Source organism: Marinomonas sp. PE14-40 (assembly GCF_051623805.1).
Classification (GTDB): Bacteria; Pseudomonadota; Gammaproteobacteria; order Pseudomonadales; family Marinomonadaceae; genus Marinomonas.
In genome coordinates, this window is the sequence record NZ_CP130700.1 from 536,454 (window position 1) to 557,730 (window position 21,277).

Below are 21,277 nucleotides of genomic sequence, written 5' to 3' on the forward strand. Positions count from 1 at the left end.
GATCAAAAAAGCTTAAAAATTGATCATTAGTACATTAATAAGTTTTTTAGGTTCTATGCTGTTATCGTAAAGCTAGTTACTAAGGAGACTTGCATGGACATTTTGAGCGATATCTTATCTCAGTTGAAACTAAGTGGAACGTTATATTTTCGCACCTCTTTTACTTCGCCGTGGAGTGTAAAAGTCCCTTCATTCGATGATGTGTCGCGTTTCCATTTTGCTCACAGAGGGCGCTGTCTGGTAAGAATTAATCACGATGAGGACCCTGTGTTACTCGATCAAGGTGATTTAATTTTGATCACAAGAGGGGCTTCTCATACCTTGTTTTGTGATCCATCAACTGAAAACCAAGCAGTACAGTTAGATAAAGTAATTGCTGATTCTGGATTTACTGGAAAAGGGGCACTCGTTTACGGTGAGCAAGGTACAAATCACGAAACACAATTAATATGTGGTCACTTTGCTTTCGACAAAGATGCCAAACATCCTTTGATCGATGCTTTACCATCATATATCCATGTTAAAAACTATGGTGAAGCAGCCGGTAACTGGATGGAAAGTACCCTTAAGGTGATTGGTGCTGAAGCAGGGCAGGATAATATGGGAAGTGATCTGATTGCTTTGAAAATGTCTGAGATCATATATACCCAATTGATACGGAATTACCTCGAATCGAACAGTCATGCAGGGACTGCGCTTGCAGGCTTTTCAGATCCAGCTATTAGAAAAGTGCTGCAAGCCATTCATCAAACACCACAACATTCATGGGCATTAGTCGAACTATCGAGTATTGCAGGGCTGTCTAGAACAGCGTTACTAAACCGTTTTATTAACTACCTTGGTGTTAGCCCAAATGCCTATATTACACAGTGGCGTATGCAGCTAGCTCAACAGCGTTTATTGGAAGCCAATACTAGCATGATTGATGTTGCTGAAAGCGTGGGATATCAATCTGAAGCGGCATTTGGAAGGGTATTTAAAAAACACTTTTCGATTGCTCCAGCAGCTTATAGACGATTAAAAAGAGTAGAAAATTAAGGCTGGTATTTCATTTATTTCCAATGAGTATGATGTTGAGTTAGGTGACTTCTTTATTATAAAGAATAACGATCAAACTCATTTTAAAAATAGAGTGACCCTACTTTAGTTGCTTTGATTGGCGCAAATCTTATGTATAATTGTCGGTCAATTGTACAAATGGATACGCTTTTACATGAAAAAATCGTTAGTAATCAATAAGCGTAGTTTAGATGATCAGGCTGCTGATCTATTGCGACAAGATATTATTAATGGTGACTTAACACCTGGTACTCGCTTAGTAGAAACGACTCTGGCGAAAGAATACGATCTTTCTCGGGGGACAATACGTACGGCTTTACATAGCTTGGGGAATGAAGGGCTTGTCACTCAAGTTCCCTATGCAGGCTGGTCTGTGACTAAGTTAGAGTCACAAGATATTTGGGAACTCTATACCCTAAGATCCACCTTTGAAGGAATGGCTGCAAAGTTAGCCGCTGAAAGCATTGATAAAGATGGGATAGAAAAACTAACGTCAGTTTATCAAAACCTTCTTAAACTGTGTGAAGGGGATGATCTCAAAGCCATTACCTATGCTGATTTGAAGCTACATAAGACAATCGTAGAGCTTTCCAATCATAAGCGCCTCGCCCATCAATACCGTCTCATTGAAAATCAATTTCTTGTTTATATTACCGCTGCAAACCGGGTTTTTGATCCAAAAAAAGTGGGTGTTAGCCATCAGGATTTAGTCGACGCCATTTGCAATGGAGACGGAAATAGAGCGGAAGAAGAAGCCGTAAAAAACATTACAGGGTTTGAAGAAGAGTTAGACTTTTGATGTTAACTCATCTTCTATGCTGACTTTTTTCAATATCGGCGTCTAATGTTTAATTGATTCGGTAAGTCTCAATAATGTCGTTATCGAGATCTATCCCTAGACCGACACCATTAGGTACTTTGATCATGCCATCTTGATCAATTTTGGGGCCATTCTTAGCAAGTAACCAACGCAAGGGTGAGCTTGAAGTCGAAAACTCTGCATATTCACTCGCATCCTGCACTGACAGAAAATGCAGATTAGCAGCGAGGGTGAGGTCAGTATTCCAACCGTGAGGAATAAGACGACAATCATATTGTTTTGCCAGCTTAGCCACCTCTAATAACCCTGTAAAACCTCCGACCCAACTAATATCGGGCTGGGCTATATCAATTTTCCCCTTTGAAAAATAAGGTCGCCACTCTTCTGGTGCTGTTAGGCCTGTATCTCCCGCACCAACAGGAATGCCAAGCCTTTGAACGGCTTTGTATTGATTAATTTGGTCTAAGGGGAAAGGTGCTTCTAACCAAGTAATGCCTGTTGTTTTAAGTGCGTTAACGAGTGGATCAAATTGAGAATGATGGCTAAAGGATGCGGTTGCATCCAGCATGAGTTCAATTTCATCACCCACATAGGATCTAGCGCCTTTGAGTAGCTTTATCGCTAACTCAGGCTCATCACGCCAAAAAGGGTCGATAGCTAATTTGAGCGCTTTTACAGGGTATTTAAGCGCAAGATCCAGCCCTTTATGTAATTCATCTAAGTTTCTACCAAGGGGGTAAACAGTAGTATAAGCCGCTAGTTTTGATCGCTTAGGCTGGCCCAATAGCTCTGCCACTGACTTATTCTCTATCTTGCCAAGTAAATCCCAAAGGGCGATATCTACGCCGCTAATTGCGTGCATGACGATACCACGACGGCCACAATAGCTAGTGTGGTGATACATTTTTTGCCATAAATGCTGAATGTTTCTTGGATCTTCGCCAATAAGAATCGACTTAAGGCCCATCAGTGTTTTTATTCTCGGTGGCGCATCAATAATCGCTTTAATAACAGAGGGCAAGCTGTCGACCTCTGAAATGCCAGATATCCCAATATCAGTATGTACTTTGATAAGGCAGCCATTGTTAGTTGGATCTAGGTCAAGCTCCCTATGGTGTGGAACTCGTAACTCTATCACTTCGATATCTGTTATTTGCATGGATTAAGCTCCAATCTCATAATGCCAAAGTGTTTGTGTTTTCATTTTGTCCCAATTCATTTCTACGCCTAAACCTGGTTTTTCTGATGCTTTAACTATGCCAGCTTCTGTTCGTATTGGTGTATTGCATAGGGCTTCGTGACTGGCATAGGGCATGGCTTGCTCAAAATAGACTGAATTTTGAATTGAAAGCATCATGTGCAAATTTGCAGCTTGAGTGAGTGTATAACCCCAAGATTGTAATTCAAGGGGAAGCTGATTAACGTTAGCGAGTTCAGCAATAGGGCGACAGCCACTAAAGCCACCGGCATAAGTGACGTCTGTCCTTAGCGCATCCCACGCGTTTTGTTCTATTGCTTGTTGCATTAAACCAGGGGTTAGTAAGGTATTACCTGCAGGTAAAATGGGGACACTCGTATTTTCGCGTAATCTTGAATAGCCTTTTATATCTGTGTCTAAAAGCGGTGCTTCTAGCCAAATACAGTTCATACTCTCTAATCTTTTGGCAATGATTTTAGCATCTTCTAAGTCGTATCTTTCTTCAAGGTCGATCATAAAATCGATCTGGTTTCCAAAGGCCTTTTCAATCTCATCAAGAAGTGAAAGGTCTTTATCAAGTTCACACCAAGTATGAAATTTAACCGTATTAAAGCCTAACGTTATTAACTCATTTACAAAGTTTATATATTCAGCATTAGTATCAAAGAAAGGCGTGCTCGCATAAGAGCGAATTGAATCACGGTTACCGCCAAGTACTTGATAAAGTGGTTTGCCTTCAGCCTTAGCCTTGAGATCCCACAAGGCGATATCAATTGCAGACTGTGGCTTGGGCGCCATGCTGTTATAGCGGCTCATTAAATGTTTGAATATTATCTCAGGTTGATTGACATTCTTACCGAGAACTTCAGGTAAAAGGGGCTTAATCGCCAAACCTAAGGCTTCATCAAAACAATGCTCTGAATAAGTCGTTACACCCGCTATGCCTTCTAATCCACATGAGGAGTGTAATCTGACTAGAGTGAGGGTTTCATAAACTTCACCCATATCTCCAGTCAATCTGAAACGAGTAACATCTGGGCCTAGCGTAAATACTTCTGCGCGTTCAATGACAATATCTTTCATGAATGTTTTCTACTATGTAAAAGCGATAACTCAACAAGTGAATGTGAGTGCTACTTGTTGAGTTAAGGTAAATGAAAATAGCGGCTTTATTTTGAGATTACAGGGTCTATATCTCCAAGGTGATTAAAATTACTTTCATTCTCTTGAGTCTTGGCCGCGAGCTTTAAGCTTGCTTTCTCATCTTGATGAAGCCAGCGTAACAATGACACTGCCATGATCGCCGTGATAAACAATTGAGGTAATGCAAGGGTAATTGCTGCGGTCTGCAATGCTTTTAATCCACCAGCAAACATGAGGCTTAAAGGTAAAGCCGCAAGTGCAAATGCCCAAAACATACGGTGCCAGCGAGCAGGGTGTTGCTCTTCTTTAAGCTCAACACTGGCAACCGCTGCCATTATGTATGCCGCTGAATCAAATTGAGTCGCCAAAAAGATCAAGGCTAATACACAGAATAGAGGTAGAACTAAGGTTGAAAGAGGTAATGACTTTATAATTGCTATGATAGCTGTCGGAGCCCCTTCATTGTTAAGCAGGCTGGTAACAGAAAGTAAGTCATTCAATTCAAGGAACATGGCATAGTTACCAAGTACGCCAAAATAAGCCCAGCATCCTAAACTTCCAAAAACGAGCATGCCGACAATGACTTGTCTGATGGTGCGTCCACGAGAGATTTTAGCGACAAATAAGCCCATAAATGGACCATAAGCTATCCACCAAGCCCAGTAAAAGATTGTCCAACTTTCAGGGAAACCAGAATTTGAGATAGGATCTGTCCAGAAATTCATCTGTATGAAGTTCTGAAACATCAAACCCAAGCCGTTAGTTGTGGTTTTAATAATGAAAAGAGTTGGACCAACGATTAAAATGAAAGCCAGTAGGGCAATAGCTAACCAAACATTAATATCACTAAGTACCTTGATGCCCTTTTTAAGGCCTGAATAAGCACTGACTGCGAAAATAGCAGTACAAAGCAACATGACAAAAACACTTAAACTAAAACTATTTTCAATCCCGAAAATTTCACTCAAGCCAGCAGCAACCATAGGTGTACCTAAGCCTAAACTCGTACCAACACCACCAAGTAGGCCAAACATAAAGAGAATGTCTATGACTTTACCTAAAGGACCATGGGCATGTTTACCAATAACGCCTTCACAAGCGGCACTTAGTTTTAACTCAGGTTGCTTACGTACATGATAAAGATAGGCAAGAGGGATGGCAGGAACACCATAAAAAGCCCATGCGGTGATCCCCCAATGGAACATGCCATAAGTAGCAGCCCATTCAGCCGCTTCACTGGTTCCCGCTTTTATTCCAAGAGGAGGAGATTGAAGATAGTAGGCCCATTCGATCGCTCCCCAATAGAGAATGCCAGAACCAATACCTGCGCAAAACAACATGCCAGCCCAGCTAAAGTTAGTAAACTCTTGGGCTTCGTCAGATCTGCCTAATTTTACTTGGCCGAAACGACTCATTGCTAACCAAAGTAGCAAGCCAACCGCGCCAATACCGCCCCAAAGATACAGAACACCAAAGTGTGATGTCATAAGTGAGAAGGCAGCGTTAATAAAACTACTGGCCTCTTCTTGCATAAAAATTAGGGGGATACACATACCCAGCAACACAACCAAAGTTGTGCTGAAGGTTATCCAATCAGTACGAACTCTCATTTAAATACCTTTTTTATTGTTAGAAACGTTTAAGAAAAAGCAGTGTCACCCCTAGTCTTTTTGTTTGAGTCGAAGTGATTTGGCGCACAATATCACAGTGTTAATTGTAGGACAATCTACAATTTGATTGAGTTTTAGGTAGCAATTAACCCTTTTAAATAAGCAAAACGGCTAATAAAACATGAATTTATTTGAAAATAGGGTGGTTTTTTAGCAGAAATTGAAGTAACGAAATTAACTGAAAATAGTGATTTTTGAGTTAGTTTAGGGCTGTAATTGCATTAGAAAGGGATAAAAAGACCAAATCGATCTGGATCGATTTGGTCTTAGTTTGTTGCTTGTAACGGCTATTGTATTGATGCTTTAACCAAATCAGTAATAGGAATTACTTTTTTATCCACTGGAAGTGGGTAATGGGTTTTATCAAGGGCGTATAGTCCTTCGTTCTTGGCTAATTCGTTTAAATCGATGCTATAGACACTGGGTGATTGATACATACGAATGTTAAAAATTCGATTGGTCAAATCGCATGCGGTAATCCATTGAGGGTAATCACTAATCGGCTCACCTTTTCCTGTTTCAGGTTCTAGAGATTCACGGCTAGTACCTTTTGGAATATCAACCGTGTTGAGTATATGAAAAGCGAGATTTGTCGCTTCAATGCCATCAGCAACAGAGTAAGCATAGTTTGTCATCATCGAAGCTCGTACAAAGCGGTCAATGGGTGTTGAACTCCCCGGTAATCCATTAAACCCTGATCCTTGACCTATTAACTGATTAGAGAAATTGTTGCCTTGAAGGCCTAAATTAACAGGGTTAATAAAGGCGTAGTTATTAAGCACATTTGCTTGTTGCCATGCGATGACAGGGTCATTCGTTAAAACACCAATTGGTTTCATATCAGAAATGTGTAATTTCCCATCAACAAATTCAAGCACAATGCTATTTCCTTTGGCATCTTGCACAGGAAAATGGAACTTAAAAGCGGGGTTTATCTCGTCAAAAGGGTCAATGACGATTAGTTTGTCTTTTACAGCGTTTTGAGAAGCCAGAGTGAGAGTCGAGCCGGGCGCTAGGGTGAGCTCATCAACCGTTAAGCCATCAATGACATCTTGACAGTCTTGGCAGTTAGAGAGAATCCAAGTGGAAAGAAAAGGGTAATAAATGGCATTTCTGCCATCTGGTTTACCATCAAATTTTGGTGCCGCTTGGTATTGGCTAAGGGCAAGTACCATGGTACCAGTAGTAAGACCTTCGGTATTCATACCGTTTGCTGCCACTATGTCACAATGAAAAGCATTCATTGCCATAAAACCGTATTTACCTTGCCAAGTATGCATGTTTTCAGGCGCTGGAATTTCATTAAGGCTTTTTAGTTTTAAACCTTCTTGAGCTTTCAATACCGTCAGCTCATTTTTGCTTAAGCATTGATCATATTCATAATGAGGAGAGCGAAAAAATAACTCTGAATCAAGCTCAATACCTAATTCCATTGAGCGTCCAATGATAATATCCCCGTTATTAGCCTTGATTGAAAAGTCAGTACACATGATGAATTCCTTATCTTTAGTTTTTGTTTGCCCTAACTGTTTTCTTAGTTGTTACGGTGCTAAACAAAAGTAGATTGAAGATACTTTTAGGAAAATTACACAGCATTACACGGGGATCGAATTTATTTATCCCAATTAAGCTGAGAGGGCATGTTTGGCTACTTCATAAAATTTTGTTTGCTGATTGAAAAAATTAATGCCTTGATAAAGCGATAAATGACCAGACTTATCTATTTTGACTCTTGTTAAATAAGAATTCGCTCATGCTTTTAATGCATACTTTTTAAGGACAATTATGAACCACACGATTGACACCATACTTGCGCATCGTTCTATACGAAAATTCACTGAGCAAAAGATTGAAGAAGATCAGCTTAAAGCCATATTAGATTGTGCTATAGCTGCTTCTACCTCAAGTTTTATCCAGTGTGTCAGCATTGTAAGGGTGACACAGCAAGACAAACGTGAAACATTGGCTGCGCTCGCTGGGGGGCAATCTTATGTAGCATCAGCCGCTGAATTTTTTGTTTTTTGTGCGGATTTTAATCGTCATAAACAAATTCAACCAGAGGCGCAATTAGGGTTTACCGAGCAAACCTTGATTGGCTCTATTGATGCGGCTTTGATGGCTCAAAATGCCCTTTTAGCAGCTGAATCTCTTGGGCTAGGTGGTGTTTATATTGGTGGTATTCGAAATAAACCAGCGGCTGTTTCTGAGTTGTTAACTATGCCAGATAATGTCATTCCCTTGTTTGGTTTGTGTTTAGGTTACCCAGATCAAGATCCTGAGAAAAAACCTAGATTGCCGCTATCTCTTGTTGTTCATCAAGATACTTATCAGACAACATTAGATAAACCGATTTTGGATGAGTACGATAGGCATATTCGAGAGTATTATCGAAATCGCACAGGTGGGAATAAAGAGATGTCATGGTCTGAACAAATCAGTGCCACATTGACTAAAGAGTCTCGCCCTTATATGAAAGACTTCATTAATGGCAAAGGTTTTAGTACGCGTTAAAAGCTAAATTGCTGGGTTGAAGCCGCTTAAATAGGGCTTCAACTGTTTAACGCTGTTAGTTACACATGGCTAGTTAGCGTTAATAATTTGATGTTAAGATTGCGCCCGCGTATACGTCTCACCTTTATAAATCAGGATCTTTCAAACCTTGGACTCTTTCGAACGTCATATTAAAGTCGATAATTCAGAATCGAGCATTCTTTCTTTCCTCAGTGATAGTTGCGATTTATCTGCTGCTGAAATTAAAAGCGCTATTGCTAAAGGGGCTTTATGGATAGGGCGTGGTAAACAGGTTCAGCGATTAAGGCGAGTGAAAAAACCATTAAAAGCCGGCGAAGAATTACACTTTTATTATAACCCTAAAGTGTTAGATCAAATTGTTCCTGAAGCTAAGCTGGTGGCTGATTTAGAAAGCTATAGTGTTTGGTACAAGCCCTACGGCATGTTATCTCAAGGTTCAAAGTGGAGTGATCACACCACCATTAGTCGCTGGGCTCAAACTCACTTAACGCCAGAAAGACCTGTCTTTATCGTACACAGGCTTGATAGGGCGGCGACAGGTTTAATTATTATCGCCCATACAAAAGCGGCAGCTCGCGCATTATCAGGCATGTTTGAGCAGCACGCGTTAGAAAAGCATTATCAAATTATTGTTCATGGCAATCACGGTGAGCATGATCAACCAGAAGTTATTACGCAAGAAATTGATGGAAAAAGTGCTAAAAGTACCTTTAATTGTCTAGAACATGATAGAAATGCAAATCTCTCTCTTATTGATGTAAAAATCGATTCAGGTAGAAAACATCAGATAAGATTACATGCCGCTGGCATTGGCTTGCCTGTTGTCGCTGATAGGCTTCATGGCGATAAAAGCCAACAATATGCTGATGATCTAAATCTTCAACTGTGTGCAGTGACGTTAGATTTCACTTGTCCATTAACAGGCGAGGCGCGCTCTTTTAAACTTGATGAAACACTAAGACCTAACCTCAAGGCAGTTGCGGCTAAACTCACATAGTGCTTCTTAATAGCAATTTGAATAAGATTTAAAAAAGCATTCAGGCATCGAGCTCTTTTTTAGATTTTCAAATACTCACTTGTAACCCTTGACTCTCCCCCTAGGGGAAGACTTTACACTCTTATTTTTCATTCAATAAGAGACGCTAACTATGTCAAATGTTCTGATTTTAAATGGCAATCCAAAATCCTCACAAAAGCAAAAAAGTTTAAGTCACTCGCTTGCCGATACCTATGAAATTGAAGCAAGGGAAACTGCTCAGGTACGTCGTTTCAACTTAGCGGATATGGTGTTTAATCCAAGTCTAGAGCAAGGGTATGATGAAATTCAACAATTAGAGCCTTGTATAGTTGAGTTTCAAGAGTCACTTATGTGGGCTGACCATATTGTCATTGTGTCTTCCACTTGGTGGGGTGGACTTCCTGCGAAAATGAAAGGCCTTATCGATAGAGCATTTATCCCAGGTGTGACCTTTAAATTTGAAGGGGATGACCCAAATCCTGTGCAACTCATGAAGGGTAAAACGGCCCGTATTCTATTAACCATGGATATGCCAGAGGAGTTTGTAGAGGATCAAGCCGCGCCTGTTTTAGGACAATTAAGCAAATATACACTGGAGTTTTGTGGCGTATCGCCGGTGAGAACGAGTTTATTTGGTTCTGTTATCATGTCTGATGATTCTCAGAAAGCGCAATGGCTGGCGCAAGTTAGCGATCTAGGAAAGAAGCTTATCTAAACTCATTTCATTAAAGGCGTAGGTTAACTTAAGCGCTAACCTACGCCTTTATCTTTCTTTTTTTATTTCATCCAGCCTTATCTAAGCATTATTTTTCAAGCTAACTTAATGATGTTTATACACATTTCTAATTGATAGATTTTATATTCAACCTTTTGGTTGAATATAAAATATTTAAGCTTATACTTCTTCTAACGCTTGCTTCTATTCTTGAGCAATCAATCAAATGCAAAACACAGCAACAAAAAAATTCAATGAGATTAACCCTTTGCCAAATTTGAAAAGTGACCCGTTAGATTTAGTTTTTATGGCACTTGCCGATGTCAGTCGACGCAAGATAGTGCATATGCTGACATCAGGCGAAATGCCAGTGTCAGACATAGCCGCAGAGTTTGATGTTTCTCTTCAAGCTGTCTCTAAACACATCAAAATGCTAGAGAAGGCCAAGATAGTTCAAAGGCGAGTAGAAGGGCGAACGCATTATTTGTCTTTAGTGCCTGAGCAACTAACAGGGGCATTGGATTGGATCAGTATTTATCGAAATTTTTGGCATAACCGCATGGACAAACTTGCCAACTTAATTGAACCCCCAGAGGAGTAAACGATGTATAGCTTAAATATTACGCAGGAATTTAATGCCTCAGTTGAAACCTTGTTTAATGCATGGACAACACCAGAGGTAATCAGCCAATGGTTTGCGCCGGGTAACATGACGGTACCAGAAGCGAGTGTGGACTTTAAAGTCGGTGGTGCTTATCGGTTTGTGATGCAAAACCAAGAAGGGGAGCAATTTATCGTAGGAGGTGAATATAAGGAAATTGCTAAACCAGAAAAACTGGTATTCAGTTGGCAATGGGAATCAAGCCCTCATACCACAAGGGTAACTGTGCTGTTTACTGCCCTTACTGATAACAAATCTAAACTAGAACTGATTCATACTGAGTTTCAAGAGCAAGAGTACTGCGATAAACACAATGAAGGTTGGTTGGGCTGCTTGGCAAATTTACCTCGTGCTTTGTCATAAAAATGAAACCGCGTGCTTTTACATGACACAATCTAAGTCGCATAACATTTAGGAGAATATCATGGGTGAGTTAACTCAAGGGGTAAACTGGTTAGCTGTGGTTATTGGCTTTTTCCTATCCTTCTTATTGGGCTGGCTCTGGTATAGCCCCAAGCTTTTTGGCAAAAAATGGGCGCTTGGAGTGGGTGTCGAAATGAATGAAGACACCAAGCCAGCGCCTTTAAGTATGGTGCTTCAAGCCAGCGGAACCTTTATGCTGGCATGGTTAGTTGGTATAACGGCAGTATCTAATGCCTTATTGACTATTTTACTCATCATGTTCGCCTTTATTTGCTTGCAAGCAGCTAGTGGTTTGTTCTGTCAAAAAAGCAAATATGCCATCTTGGTAGAAGCAGGCTATATCTTCACTATGACCCTTATCATGATAGTGTGCCAAGGTGTTTTCTGATTATAAGCCTGCTAAATATTGCTGTTTTAACAAGGATGTTATCCAGTTTAATAAGGCATCATCATTGTATCTCGGGTGCCAAGCGGCAATTACATCAAAGCTGTCTGGTGACTTATTTAAAGGGATAGTCACTAGGTCTAAGTCTTCTATCGCTTTAGCCGGTAAAAATGCAATTGAATCACAACTCTTCAAATACATGGGAACGACTGAAAAACACGGTGCAGAGATCATCACGTTACGGGTTAATCCAAAGCCTTTAAACCAATCATCGATAGAGCCTTTAAAATTCGGTCGAGAAGGAGAGGCAATAATGTTTGGGAAAGCCGCAATGCTTTCCAGACTTACTTCTTGCTCAAGAATGCTTGAGTTAGGAGAAGTAACGCACACATGCTGCTCTTCATATAAGGTGATGAGCGGGTATGTTTCAGGTATAAAATCGGGAAAGGCGATGGCAAGGTTAACCTTACCTTTTTCCATCAATTCATTGAGTTTATCTATTTCAAAGTCGCGGATAATTAATTTTAAATGAGGGGCCAAAGTCCTTAATTGAGAAATTAACTCTGGTAGCACGATTTGTTGAGCATAGTCTGTCGCGGCGATGACAAAAGTATCGTGACACGTCTTAGGGTCAAAATGGGTTTGGCTAACTAAACCCTGAAACTCAGTTAAGATGGAGTCCACCTTTATCGACAAACTCTCTGCAAAGGGTGTTGCAATAAAACCGTTGGCTTTGCGGATAAAAAGTCTATCTTCGAATACGTCTCTAAGCTTCTTTAACTGTTCGCTGACGGCTTGCTGCGTCAGGCCTATTTGATCCGCCACTTTTGACGCATTCTTCTCTCGCATAAGAGCCTGAAAGATACGTAGCTGCTTTATGTCTAAGCGATCCAGTTTACTCATTATTCCCACCCTTTATTAAGTAGGCTTAATATACATTACCAAAAATATTTGTAATAGAAACAAATGACTTCTGTTTCAAATTGTTTAAGGCTTTTCTTAAGATGACCTCCATCGAACTGACATGAGTCGCAACTTTAGAAATGAATGAGGTCAACAAATGAAACGCGTTATTTTAATTGGTGCAAATGGGAAAATGGGTCAAGCTGCCATGATGGGTCTTGGTAAGCATGATGTCGTGACTGCAAGTCGCTCTGGTGTGGATGTTGATTACCAAGTGGATATCACCAGCGAAGAATCAATCAAGGCACTCTACCAAAAAGTAGGGCACTTTGATGCGGTTGTTAATACAGTAGGGCATTGTGAATATGCTGAGTTTACTGAAATGACAGAGTCACAATGGATGACAACTGTGATGAGTAAAATGATGGGGCAAATTAACCTCGTTAGAATAGGGCAAAATTATATTGCAGAAGGGGGCTCCTTTACCCTAATAAGCGGCATTCTTAATGTAAGGCCTATTCCCTATGCCATCGCAGATGCCACAACCAGTGGCGCGATAGATACCTTTGTTAAATGTGTTGCTTATGAACTTGCTAATAATATCCGTATCAATGTGGTTAACCCAACCGTATTAACAGAAGCATGGGATGTATATGGCGAAATGATGCCTGGTTTCGAGCCAGTTCCTAGCAGCCTAGTAGGCAAAGCTTTTGAGCGATCCGTAGATAGCTTTATTACAGGGGAAGTACTTTACGTTGATGCTTAAGCTTGGTTGAACTACCGAGTCTAACAATAACCAGCTGCTTTTTAACCTTGGCAGTTGGTTGTTGTTAAAAGTTTTAGAAGTGTTTAAAGTATGTCTAGTTTTAGTAAAACCATCTATTATTTTGGTGTTGAAGTTTCTATCACTTCAATTTCTTTTTTTATCATTTCAGCTTCATTCGTCAAGTCTGCATAAGCCCTTATATCCCCATTCCTTTGAGCTAAAAAGGCTTCTTCTAGTTTGTTGTCATAGTCTTTATTTAGTTTTTTCAGCGGGTCACGTTTAAAGAGTGAGAACATATTAATAGCCTTCATCTGATTTAATCTTGTTCTATTAATACGTTAGCTAACCTGTTTTGGTTCTCAATTTATGAAATATATTTTTGTACGATGAAGCTTGTTTCTTAATCATAAAAGGTTCAAAAAACGAAGTGAGTGGTGCGCTTCTATATTGAAACTAGGTGTCTGATTAAATAGCTAGTATGGACTATTTGTACTCGTTGTTGGCCTGCATGTTGTGGAAGGTAACAGGCTTTATTGCTCAATGTTACTAAGCAACAGGCTCTTGAAAAGAGTCTATTTATCTTTTGCTTTTCCATTAAACCCTAAGATTGATTTTCTTTTCTATGTCGGAAATTTACAAGACTCACTCTTTCATGATTTTTAAACTGCGTTCAGATGAATCAGGTGTAAAAAGAGGAGAGATAAGATGTGGGTACGCTTTTTAATATTATTATGTATTAGTAGTTGGTTTGGTAATCTTTGGGCTAAAGAAGTCCAGCTAGATGAAAACGTAAGTTTATATTATGAAGAAGCTGGGCAAGGTGATATTAGTATTATTTTTATCCCAGGCTGGATGATGTCTACCGAAGTCTTTAGCTATCAGCTTAAGCATTTTGATGGCTCAACCCAGTATCAAGTTTTGACTTACGATCCTCGAGGGCAAGGCAGATCGACTAAAACGTTAGAAGGGCATACCTACCAACAGCATGCGCGAGACCTTGCACGTTTTATTGAAGTATTGGAATTAGATAATGTGATTTTAGCTGGCTGGTCATATGGGGTGACTGAACAACTTGCTTATCTAAATCAGTTTGGTTCAGACAAAATCAAAGCCATGATTATGATAGATACAGGGCCTGATATTGCAGGTGCAACCTATGATGAGTGGGTCTGGTATTTAAACGATGATGCGGATGGCTATTCACGGTTTTTTACTGAGGGAATCATTGAAAATCGTGAAGAAGTTATCAATTCTTTTATTGAATGGATGCTTGAATCTCCGGATGCAGCCAATGTTAATTGGCTTAAAGGTATAGCAAATCAGACATCAAGTAGTGTTGCTTCCATCACAAATGCTACTGGTTTTTACCTAGATTATCGTGATGATCTAATCGCTCTAGAGGGAAAAATACCCCTTTTATATATTGTGAGAGAGGAAATGAAAGAGGTGGCTGATCAATGGATTAAAGCTAATACGCCATCAGCAACCGCGGTATATATGGGAAAACATATGATGTTTTGGGAGCGACCGAATGAGTTTAACTATGAATTAGATATGTTTCTTAATGGGCTTTAATGAGTAATTGGTTTTTATAACATTTACTTTGAGCTTCTTCCTAGATCCGCTACTTTATTTTTTGATCTTGGCAACTAGGTATAAACTGAATAAGCGGTGATTAAGAGGAAGCTCATTTCCCAAGTTAAACTAAAAGATTAAGTCCTAGGTAATGGCTTATCTCCAAAGCTGATGGCGATCCGGTTTAAGCTATTCATTAAAGCAATAATAATAGTTAAATCAACGGCTTCAGTTTCATTAAAATGCGTTAATAACGTTTCTAGCTTGTCTTCAATATGCTTCTCGCTTGCAATCTGGGTCACACTTTCCGCCCAACTAAGCGCTGCCATATCTTGTTTGCTAAAGAGTTGGCATTCATGCCAGACGGTAAGGCAATCTAATAATTGGCTTCCTACCCCATGCTCTCTTGCTTGAGTGGTATGTAAGTTGACGCAAAAAGCACAACCATTAATTTGAGATACCCTTAACTCCACTAAGGCTTTGAGGTGAGGAGAAATAGACCGAGTGTGTTGACTAACAGAAATAATTTTTTGTATCGCTTGCTTGTTGATGGTTCTGTAATTTATAGCCATAAGTGCCTCACTTATTATCTGAACTTTGATTAGAAGATAAGAAAATTAAAATGAATTTCTGGAATGAGTACTGATACATTTAAGTGCCGTGTTTTTCGAAACTAGTTGGTTAAACGGGCTAAAATATACAGCTCCTCATGACTTGCTTAAGATAAATATCAAACTTGGATAGGTATTGTATTTTTTCGACATGTCTAAAGGCGGTGGATAAAAGAGATGGATAAAACGGATACTCAACATTTAGCTTGGGTCGGATTTGAACGCAGAATGCCGTCTCCCGCTTTGCAGCCTTATATTAAATGGTTCTGGCAAATACGTACGGACCATAAACTGGTTCAAACTCGACAAGAATTTATGCATTCCTATGGCGCTTTAAGCACTATTTTTAATTGGGAAGATGCGTTGCAATTTGACAACCAAGGAGACTCAAATCCAATTATCATGGAAGAGATTCATCCTGTGTCACGCCAGTTAGTGTTAACCGGAAAGCTTCATTTGTTTGGGATTTTGTTTCGTCCAGGTGGTGCGAGCCGCATTTTTAATAGACCCATTATAGAGATGATTAATACGTCTCAACTCAGTCTTCTGAACATGCATGAGCTACATGAACACCTTGGCTCTTACCCAAGAATAGATGATAAAGTCAGCTATTTAGAAGCCAAGTTGCTAGGCTCTGCTCCTGGACTCGATATCAGGCATCCTATCCTACCAAGGGCCATCGCTTTAATTGAAAGGAGTCGGGGGCAAGCGCCTATCCCTATTATTGCAAGCCAGATAAATATGAGTGAGCGGCAGTTAGAACGCTTATTTCGGGATCAAGTTGGCCTGTCGCCGAAAAAGTATTCACGCCTTATTCGCTTACATCACACTCGAACGGCATTAAAACAGTTAGATACCTCATCTTTTGCCGATATCGCATTAATATCGGGCTTTCACGATCAAGCACACTTTAATAATGAGTTTAAAAAAAGCATAGGCATAACCCCAAAGGAATACCTTGCTCGCCATAAAGAACGTCAAATGCAGTTTTATAAATAAAACCCTTGGGGTAAGGGCTTGAATAAGGCCAGATAAAAAAGAGTTTTTAGATATCTCGCTTGCTCCTATACTCCAGCTAATTAACCTCACATCTGAGCAATGGATAGAAGTCACAACCAGCTTTGAGAAACACTTTAAAGCGGCAGTTGGCTCAGAAGCTTATTTAGCTGAGTATTGTGAACATACGCAGTTGCAACGACGATCGGGATTAGCGGCTTGTAAACGGCTTCTTCCTTAGGTTTAGCTTACTAAATTCAGCTCTATTTTAATTAAACTTTAATATCGTTAACGCGAGAGCTTCTGTCGTCTCAAATATGAAAATCTTTATAGAACTTTTTAAAGTTAACCTTTAATTTTTAGAAGCTGTCCTATTTTTCAATCATAAAATGTTAAAAAATACGAAGTGAGTGGTGTTCAGGTGATGTTGTGTTTGATCTCTTTTAGAATGGCTGTCTCGTTAAGTAGTCCCATTAATGCGTGTTAAACACTGGATCACTTACTAATGGATTGGCGCTTTCAAGTTAATAAATAGTTCAATTAAGCATTCTTCTAACAATTAAAGTGACATTTTTCGACATAAGTTATTCCGATATAAAAAATCTACAAATCAATTAGGTTTATCCATAATTCTATTAAATATGTAGAAGCAGTATTGGTAGAAGAGCTAAGTGCTGGATTTAAAAAGCTATCAATATCGTCTTTGTTACATTTAAATGCTAACTCTTGAATAACTGATTCAAAGCATTGAATTAGAATGTTTTCTAAATTCCACTCAAATATTAAAATACTATCAATAATTGTTTTTTTAATTTCATCATCAAAATAATGTCTAATGAACTCTATAATAGTAGGGTAACATATGTGATGTGAGATGAGAGGTTTGAAATTATTTTTAATTAATAGTCTTGTCGTTTCTTTTTTTTCTAATTTCAATAAAAAATTATAATAATTTATCTTAACTAATAGATCAGGTATTTTAGCAATTTTATCTTCTAAAGGTTCTCTAGGTAATAATTTTATTATCTCAAAATACGATTCAATTAGATTTTCTGTGCAAAATGATAATCTGATACCAACTAATTCAATCAATATTTCATTTTCAAATTTATCTATAACCTTTACCAAACTATTAATTATTGAAGGAAAAGCATGTTCATAATCGAACTTTAATTTTTTGTCTAAATCATCACCTTCATAAAAAACACAATCAAAATATAATGGAGTTTGTTTTTTGAAAAAGTTTTCTGCTAAATTAACAACGACTTCTTTTTTATCGAAATCTATTAACACTTTAAAAAGTAAGCTTATGATATTAAAATTCAATTTTTCTAATTCTATACTTTCATTGAGTTTTAAAATACACTTTTCTATAAATACTTTTCTTTCTTTTCCTTCAATGAAATTTTCACTTCCATATGTTATTCCAACAATCAACTTTTCAATGTTGCAAGAGTTAAAATATTCAAATGCCAAATCAGAGAATGAAATGAATTTATGAGCAGTAGCAATTCTCCAAATATTATAAAATTGAGGATATGATAATTGACTTTGATCTTTTAAATCTAGTTTTTTTAACATATTTAACAACGATTTTTCTGCTGATAATGGCAATGAATTTACACATAAAGCTTTTGTGATATGATCAAATGCTACATAATTGTCATTTTTATTAGTTGTAGATAGGAAAACCTCTAGAACTGGAGTTATATTAAAAGAATAGTTGTGAGCAGTGAGAACATTCATCGCATACAACCAAGTTTCATCATCAATACCATTTTCTATTTTTTTAATAAGCGCATCAATAGCTTTATTTCTATAAAAAAGCAATAAACATCTACTTGCTATATAAAATTCGGCTGAATTAGTTGTTTTATCAAAAACAGCTTTAATTCTATCATAATCATTTTTATTCCCGTAAAACTCTATTGTCTCTAATGCAATTGGAATATAAGGCACTTCACCTAATAAGTAACGGTCGACTTCTTCTCTAGAAATATTTGTTATTATTTTAGCTGGGGCTTCAAACCACATATCATAAGTACCACCAGATGGGTTTAGTCCTCCTGCTTTCATTTTCTCATTATCTTTGAGAATTGATTTAAGGAATTTTATATCTCCAGACTTGGCCAAGAATCTCTGTGCTATATAACTTTTATGATGATTTACATCGCCTAAATAGCTCTTTAGTAATTCAATACTCATTTTACTTTTTAAAATTGATGCTGCTTCCATAACTCTTGAGAAAGTCCTCAAAGAGGCCCCTTTAGATTCTAACTCCAAGGCTTTTTCAATTTGGCTCTCTTCCACATCATTCATTTCGTTATAACATCTAGCTGTAAGAACAATATCTTGCAGTATTAAACTTTGAATAAACGCATCTTTTTGCTCGTCTTGAATAAAGCTAGATGCAAAGGCCCACGCATCCCAGCCAGCTTTACTACCTGCTTTATTAATATGAGCTTTCCAATGTTTAGCTAACAACTTGGCAGAAAGACAATCGGCAACTAAATCATGATCCATAACGTAGAGACCATTACTTTCTGCTCTCTGCATTTCAAAATGCTCTGAAATCAAAAATGCTTGATTTTCAGTTAAATCAGAAGCGCCAAAAACCTTATTTTCTTTTAATCTATTAAGAGCTGATACAACAACGTACTCTGCTTCTTCTCTATATAGCGCAGCTTTTCCTTCAACTACTCGCACCTCAAAAGCAAACGATTCAAATAAAGCTTTTACCGTACTAATAGGCACATGATTAATAGAAGATTTTCTTTTTTTATTCCTATGGATTTTTCTATCTACTATATCTATAACCATGTCATATAAGTTATCTGGCAAATCCCCATTATTCTTGTAAAAATTTATTGCTACCATCAGGCCAAAAGGTAAGGTGAAAGTTTCTGCCCCTAATGAATTTATTTTTTCAAGGAAAATTTCTAAAAAATTTCTCGAATCTTCTTTTTTTAAATTTTCTTCTGAGAAGTTAATGATTTGTCGAATGTTTAAATTATTTAAAGAATAGCAAGAGCTAATATTTTTAATAATTGCTGGCAGTTGGAGTCCAGATTTTCTAAGTGATATTATATACTTAACATTATTTAAATAATTAAACCTATTAAATTGATCAGTAAACGTATCAATATAATCAGTCTTTATTTCATCTAAACCATCTAGCAATAAAAAAAATTTATAAGGTAAAGACTTCCAATCCCCAAAATTCAAACCTAACGTTTCATTTATCAAGCCATCTAAGTTGTTTCTATAAGCTGAAAGTTTAATATATATAGGAATTATATTGTTTTCATGGTTTTTAAATTCATTTAAAATAATGCTTTGAAAGTTTTTTAATGTTGTTGTTTTACCTGCGCCGCCACTTCCGATCAATATCATTGTTTTTTTAAATGAAACAAGTGTTAATAATTCATTAACTAGAAATGATTTTTTCTCATTTGAGTTAAAGGGGGGGAGGGGATCTTTAGAATAATCATACGTTTCTTTATTACTGATATTTGGAGGAAGAGCTGTAGAGGTTGCAATTAGTTCATGTAAATAAGTACTTTCACTTGATATGTTTTCTATATAATTAAATAAATTGAAATCTGGTCTTGGATATTCTTTTAATACTCTTTCAATTTTAAAATGTTTTTCTAAAGAATCATCAATATTTGACCAAATAGTACCAAGATTGTTATCAATATCGCGCCCAGACCACACCACGATTTTATCAAGCCCTTCAATATAACTTCTTACTATATAATCAGCATTGAAATTAAGTTTTTTACATTTTTTCACTATACTTTTTAACGATTTATTATTTAATGTTTTCAAAGAGCTTTCTATTATTTTAGTTTTATTCTCGCTTCGTAGTTGTGAATTTAGCTCTTTCGTAAGTGAGCCTGTTGTCAAAATATAGTGCTCTTTAATATTTGAATTCTCAAAGTAAGAGTTTATTGCAACTTTAGCTAACTCTTCACTTAGTACAGGTAAGCCAACAGGCACACTATTATAACGTTTGCACTGAATACACATAATTTTATTATCAATAGTTCTTTTACCAACTAAATCAAATCCATGATCACCACTATTTAGTGGTCCACTTACTATTTCATAACCTTGGTTTTTACCTAATTCAATTAAAACCATATGAATAAAATCTTCAAATGAATCAGCACTTAACTCTGTCAAAGGTAGTGATTTACCTTGAAATAAAATTGGGCGCTTCTGTTGCATTAAATCAATTGACATGTTTATTCCATTTAAATATTAGGTAAGAGTAATTTTAACTTTTAGAACCAAAAGATTGTTTTTTAATTTCATCAGTAGATTTCATTATGTAGCATAAAATTATAGAAAATTATTTATTTCGATTATTAATATTTCTAGAAAATGAAATTTAAAAGCTCCTTCCTTGGCTGAGCAAGAATGGTTTTCTTTCAGAAATACCACAATCCATTATGTGCATAATTAATCAGATATTACTCCAATTTATCGATAATTCAATAACCACATATTGTTATTTATCATTTATAACAACAACTTATCTTTACTAATTAAGCTAAGTAAGCCTTTTAAAAGCAAAAAACATTTACCAATTACGGTAAATGGGGTTTATGAACCTTTTATCTGATTAGTTAAAGCTCAATCCACTAGCGTACGGTTAGTAAAGGCTTTGATGGTTTCAATCTGATCTTCAACCCAAACTGGGCTTTTAGTTTGTTTGGCGATTTGAGTGAGCTTTTCTTGATAGACTCGAATAGCATGCACCATACGGGCAAGTTCGATAGAAGGTATCACCTCTG

20 protein-coding genes are annotated in these 21,277 nt (G+C 37.5%); 11 read left to right on the forward strand and 9 right to left on the reverse strand.

Going from position 1 to position 21,277, the window contains the following annotated elements; translation table 11 throughout:
• The first annotated feature begins 93 nt into the window (after nt 1-93).
• Both Q0A08_RS02530 and Q0A08_RS02535 read left to right on the forward strand, forming a co-directional pair.
• Nucleotides 94-1,038 (forward strand): cupin domain-containing protein, encoded by a 945-nt coding sequence (locus tag Q0A08_RS02530; RefSeq protein ID WP_438464608.1) that lies wholly within the window; start codon nt 94-96, stop codon nt 1,036-1,038.
• 175 nt (nt 1,039-1,213) lie between these two features.
• Nucleotides 1,214-1,858, forward strand: a complete 645-nt coding sequence (locus tag Q0A08_RS02535) for a GntR family transcriptional regulator (RefSeq protein WP_438464610.1) — start codon at nt 1,214-1,216, stop codon at nt 1,856-1,858.
• A 49-nt stretch (nt 1,859-1,907) separates the two neighbouring features.
• Here Q0A08_RS02535 and Q0A08_RS02540 read toward each other — a convergent pair whose 3' ends face one another.
• The 4 genes from Q0A08_RS02540 to Q0A08_RS02555 all read right to left on the reverse strand — a co-directional run bounded on the left by Q0A08_RS02540 (nt 1,908) and on the right by Q0A08_RS02555 (nt 7,380).
• The gene (locus Q0A08_RS02540; RefSeq protein ID WP_438464611.1) at nt 1,908-3,038 is read right to left on the reverse strand and encodes a mandelate racemase/muconate lactonizing enzyme family protein; all 1,131 of its coding nucleotides are present in this window, start codon (nt 3,036-3,038) and stop codon (nt 1,908-1,910) included.
• Nucleotides 3,039-3,041: 3 nt separating this feature from the next.
• Nucleotides 3,042-4,160 carry a mandelate racemase/muconate lactonizing enzyme family protein gene (locus Q0A08_RS02545; protein WP_438464613.1) on the reverse strand — a complete coding sequence of 373 codons (1,119 nt, stop codon included), beginning with the start codon at nt 4,158-4,160 and terminating at the stop codon, nt 3,042-3,044.
• A gap of 86 nt (nt 4,161-4,246) precedes the next feature.
• On the reverse strand, nt 4,247-5,830 hold the full coding sequence (locus Q0A08_RS02550) for a BCCT family transporter (RefSeq protein ID WP_438464615.1): 1,584 nt from the start codon (nt 5,828-5,830) through the stop codon (nt 4,247-4,249).
• A gap of 347 nt (nt 5,831-6,177) precedes the next feature.
• Nucleotides 6,178-7,380 (reverse strand): linear amide C-N hydrolase, encoded by a 1,203-nt coding sequence (locus tag Q0A08_RS02555; protein WP_438464616.1) that lies wholly within the window; start codon nt 7,378-7,380, stop codon nt 6,178-6,180.
• Between the two features lie 295 nt (nt 7,381-7,675).
• Between Q0A08_RS02555 and nfsA the strand changes: the two genes are divergently transcribed.
• From nfsA to Q0A08_RS02585, 6 genes are all read left to right on the forward strand, one after another.
• The gene (nfsA, locus tag Q0A08_RS02560) at nt 7,676-8,401 is read left to right on the forward strand and encodes an oxygen-insensitive NADPH nitroreductase (RefSeq protein WP_438464617.1); all 726 of its coding nucleotides are present in this window, start codon (nt 7,676-7,678) and stop codon (nt 8,399-8,401) included.
• A 148-nt stretch (nt 8,402-8,549) separates the two neighbouring features.
• Complete coding sequence (locus tag Q0A08_RS02565; RefSeq protein ID WP_438464618.1) at nt 8,550-9,419, forward strand: RluA family pseudouridine synthase; 870 nt, start codon at nt 8,550-8,552, stop codon at nt 9,417-9,419.
• 151 nt (nt 9,420-9,570) lie between these two features.
• A complete protein-coding gene (locus Q0A08_RS02570) occupies nt 9,571-10,155 on the forward strand; it encodes an NAD(P)H-dependent oxidoreductase (RefSeq protein WP_438464620.1) in 585 nt (194 codons plus the stop codon).
• A 226-nt stretch (nt 10,156-10,381) separates the two neighbouring features.
• Nucleotides 10,382-10,756, forward strand: a complete 375-nt coding sequence (locus tag Q0A08_RS02575; RefSeq protein ID WP_438464622.1) for an ArsR/SmtB family transcription factor — start codon at nt 10,382-10,384, stop codon at nt 10,754-10,756.
• A gap of 3 nt (nt 10,757-10,759) precedes the next feature.
• The gene (locus Q0A08_RS02580; protein ID WP_438464623.1) at nt 10,760-11,179 is read left to right on the forward strand and encodes an SRPBCC family protein; all 420 of its coding nucleotides are present in this window, start codon (nt 10,760-10,762) and stop codon (nt 11,177-11,179) included.
• A gap of 61 nt (nt 11,180-11,240) precedes the next feature.
• Nucleotides 11,241-11,627: a DUF1761 domain-containing protein gene (locus Q0A08_RS02585; protein WP_438464625.1), complete on the forward strand. Its 387-nt coding sequence runs from the start codon at nt 11,241-11,243 to the stop codon at nt 11,625-11,627.
• On the opposite strand, the gene Q0A08_RS02590 is transcribed toward Q0A08_RS02585, so the two are convergent.
• Nucleotides 11,628-12,527 (reverse strand): LysR family transcriptional regulator, encoded by a 900-nt coding sequence (locus Q0A08_RS02590; protein ID WP_438464626.1) that lies wholly within the window; start codon nt 12,525-12,527, stop codon nt 11,628-11,630. It lies immediately after the preceding gene.
• A gap of 157 nt (nt 12,528-12,684) precedes the next feature.
• Here Q0A08_RS02590 and Q0A08_RS02595 point away from each other — a divergent pair, with 157 nt between their 5' ends.
• Nucleotides 12,685-13,293 carry a short chain dehydrogenase gene (locus Q0A08_RS02595; RefSeq protein ID WP_438464628.1) on the forward strand — a complete coding sequence of 203 codons (609 nt, stop codon included), beginning with the start codon at nt 12,685-12,687 and terminating at the stop codon, nt 13,291-13,293.
• Between the two features lie 116 nt (nt 13,294-13,409).
• Here Q0A08_RS02595 and Q0A08_RS02600 read toward each other — a convergent pair whose 3' ends face one another.
• Nucleotides 13,410-13,604 carry a DUF6435 family protein gene (locus tag Q0A08_RS02600; RefSeq protein ID WP_438464629.1) on the reverse strand — a complete coding sequence of 65 codons (195 nt, stop codon included), beginning with the start codon at nt 13,602-13,604 and terminating at the stop codon, nt 13,410-13,412.
• A gap of 394 nt (nt 13,605-13,998) precedes the next feature.
• Between Q0A08_RS02600 and Q0A08_RS02605 the strand changes: the two genes are divergently transcribed.
• On the forward strand, nt 13,999-14,868 hold the full coding sequence (locus Q0A08_RS02605) for an alpha/beta fold hydrolase (protein ID WP_438464631.1): 870 nt from the start codon (nt 13,999-14,001) through the stop codon (nt 14,866-14,868).
• 137 nt (nt 14,869-15,005) lie between these two features.
• Here Q0A08_RS02605 and Q0A08_RS02610 read toward each other — a convergent pair whose 3' ends face one another.
• Nucleotides 15,006-15,440, reverse strand: a complete 435-nt coding sequence (locus tag Q0A08_RS02610; RefSeq protein WP_438464633.1) for a carboxymuconolactone decarboxylase family protein — start codon at nt 15,438-15,440, stop codon at nt 15,006-15,008.
• 216 nt (nt 15,441-15,656) lie between these two features.
• Between Q0A08_RS02610 and Q0A08_RS02615 the strand changes: the two genes are divergently transcribed.
• Nucleotides 15,657-16,478: a helix-turn-helix domain-containing protein gene (locus tag Q0A08_RS02615; protein WP_438464635.1), complete on the forward strand. Its 822-nt coding sequence runs from the start codon at nt 15,657-15,659 to the stop codon at nt 16,476-16,478.
• Nucleotides 16,479-17,078: 600 nt separating this feature from the next.
• Here Q0A08_RS02615 and Q0A08_RS02620 read toward each other — a convergent pair.
• A complete protein-coding gene (locus tag Q0A08_RS02620; RefSeq protein WP_438464637.1) occupies nt 17,079-20,723 on the reverse strand; it encodes a restriction endonuclease in 3,645 nt (1,214 codons plus the stop codon).
• A 393-nt stretch (nt 20,724-21,116) separates the two neighbouring features.
• On the reverse strand, nt 21,117-21,272 hold the full coding sequence (locus Q0A08_RS02625; RefSeq protein ID WP_438464639.1) for a hypothetical protein: 156 nt from the start codon (nt 21,270-21,272) through the stop codon (nt 21,117-21,119).
• Between the last annotated feature and the right edge of the window lie 5 nt (nt 21,273-21,277).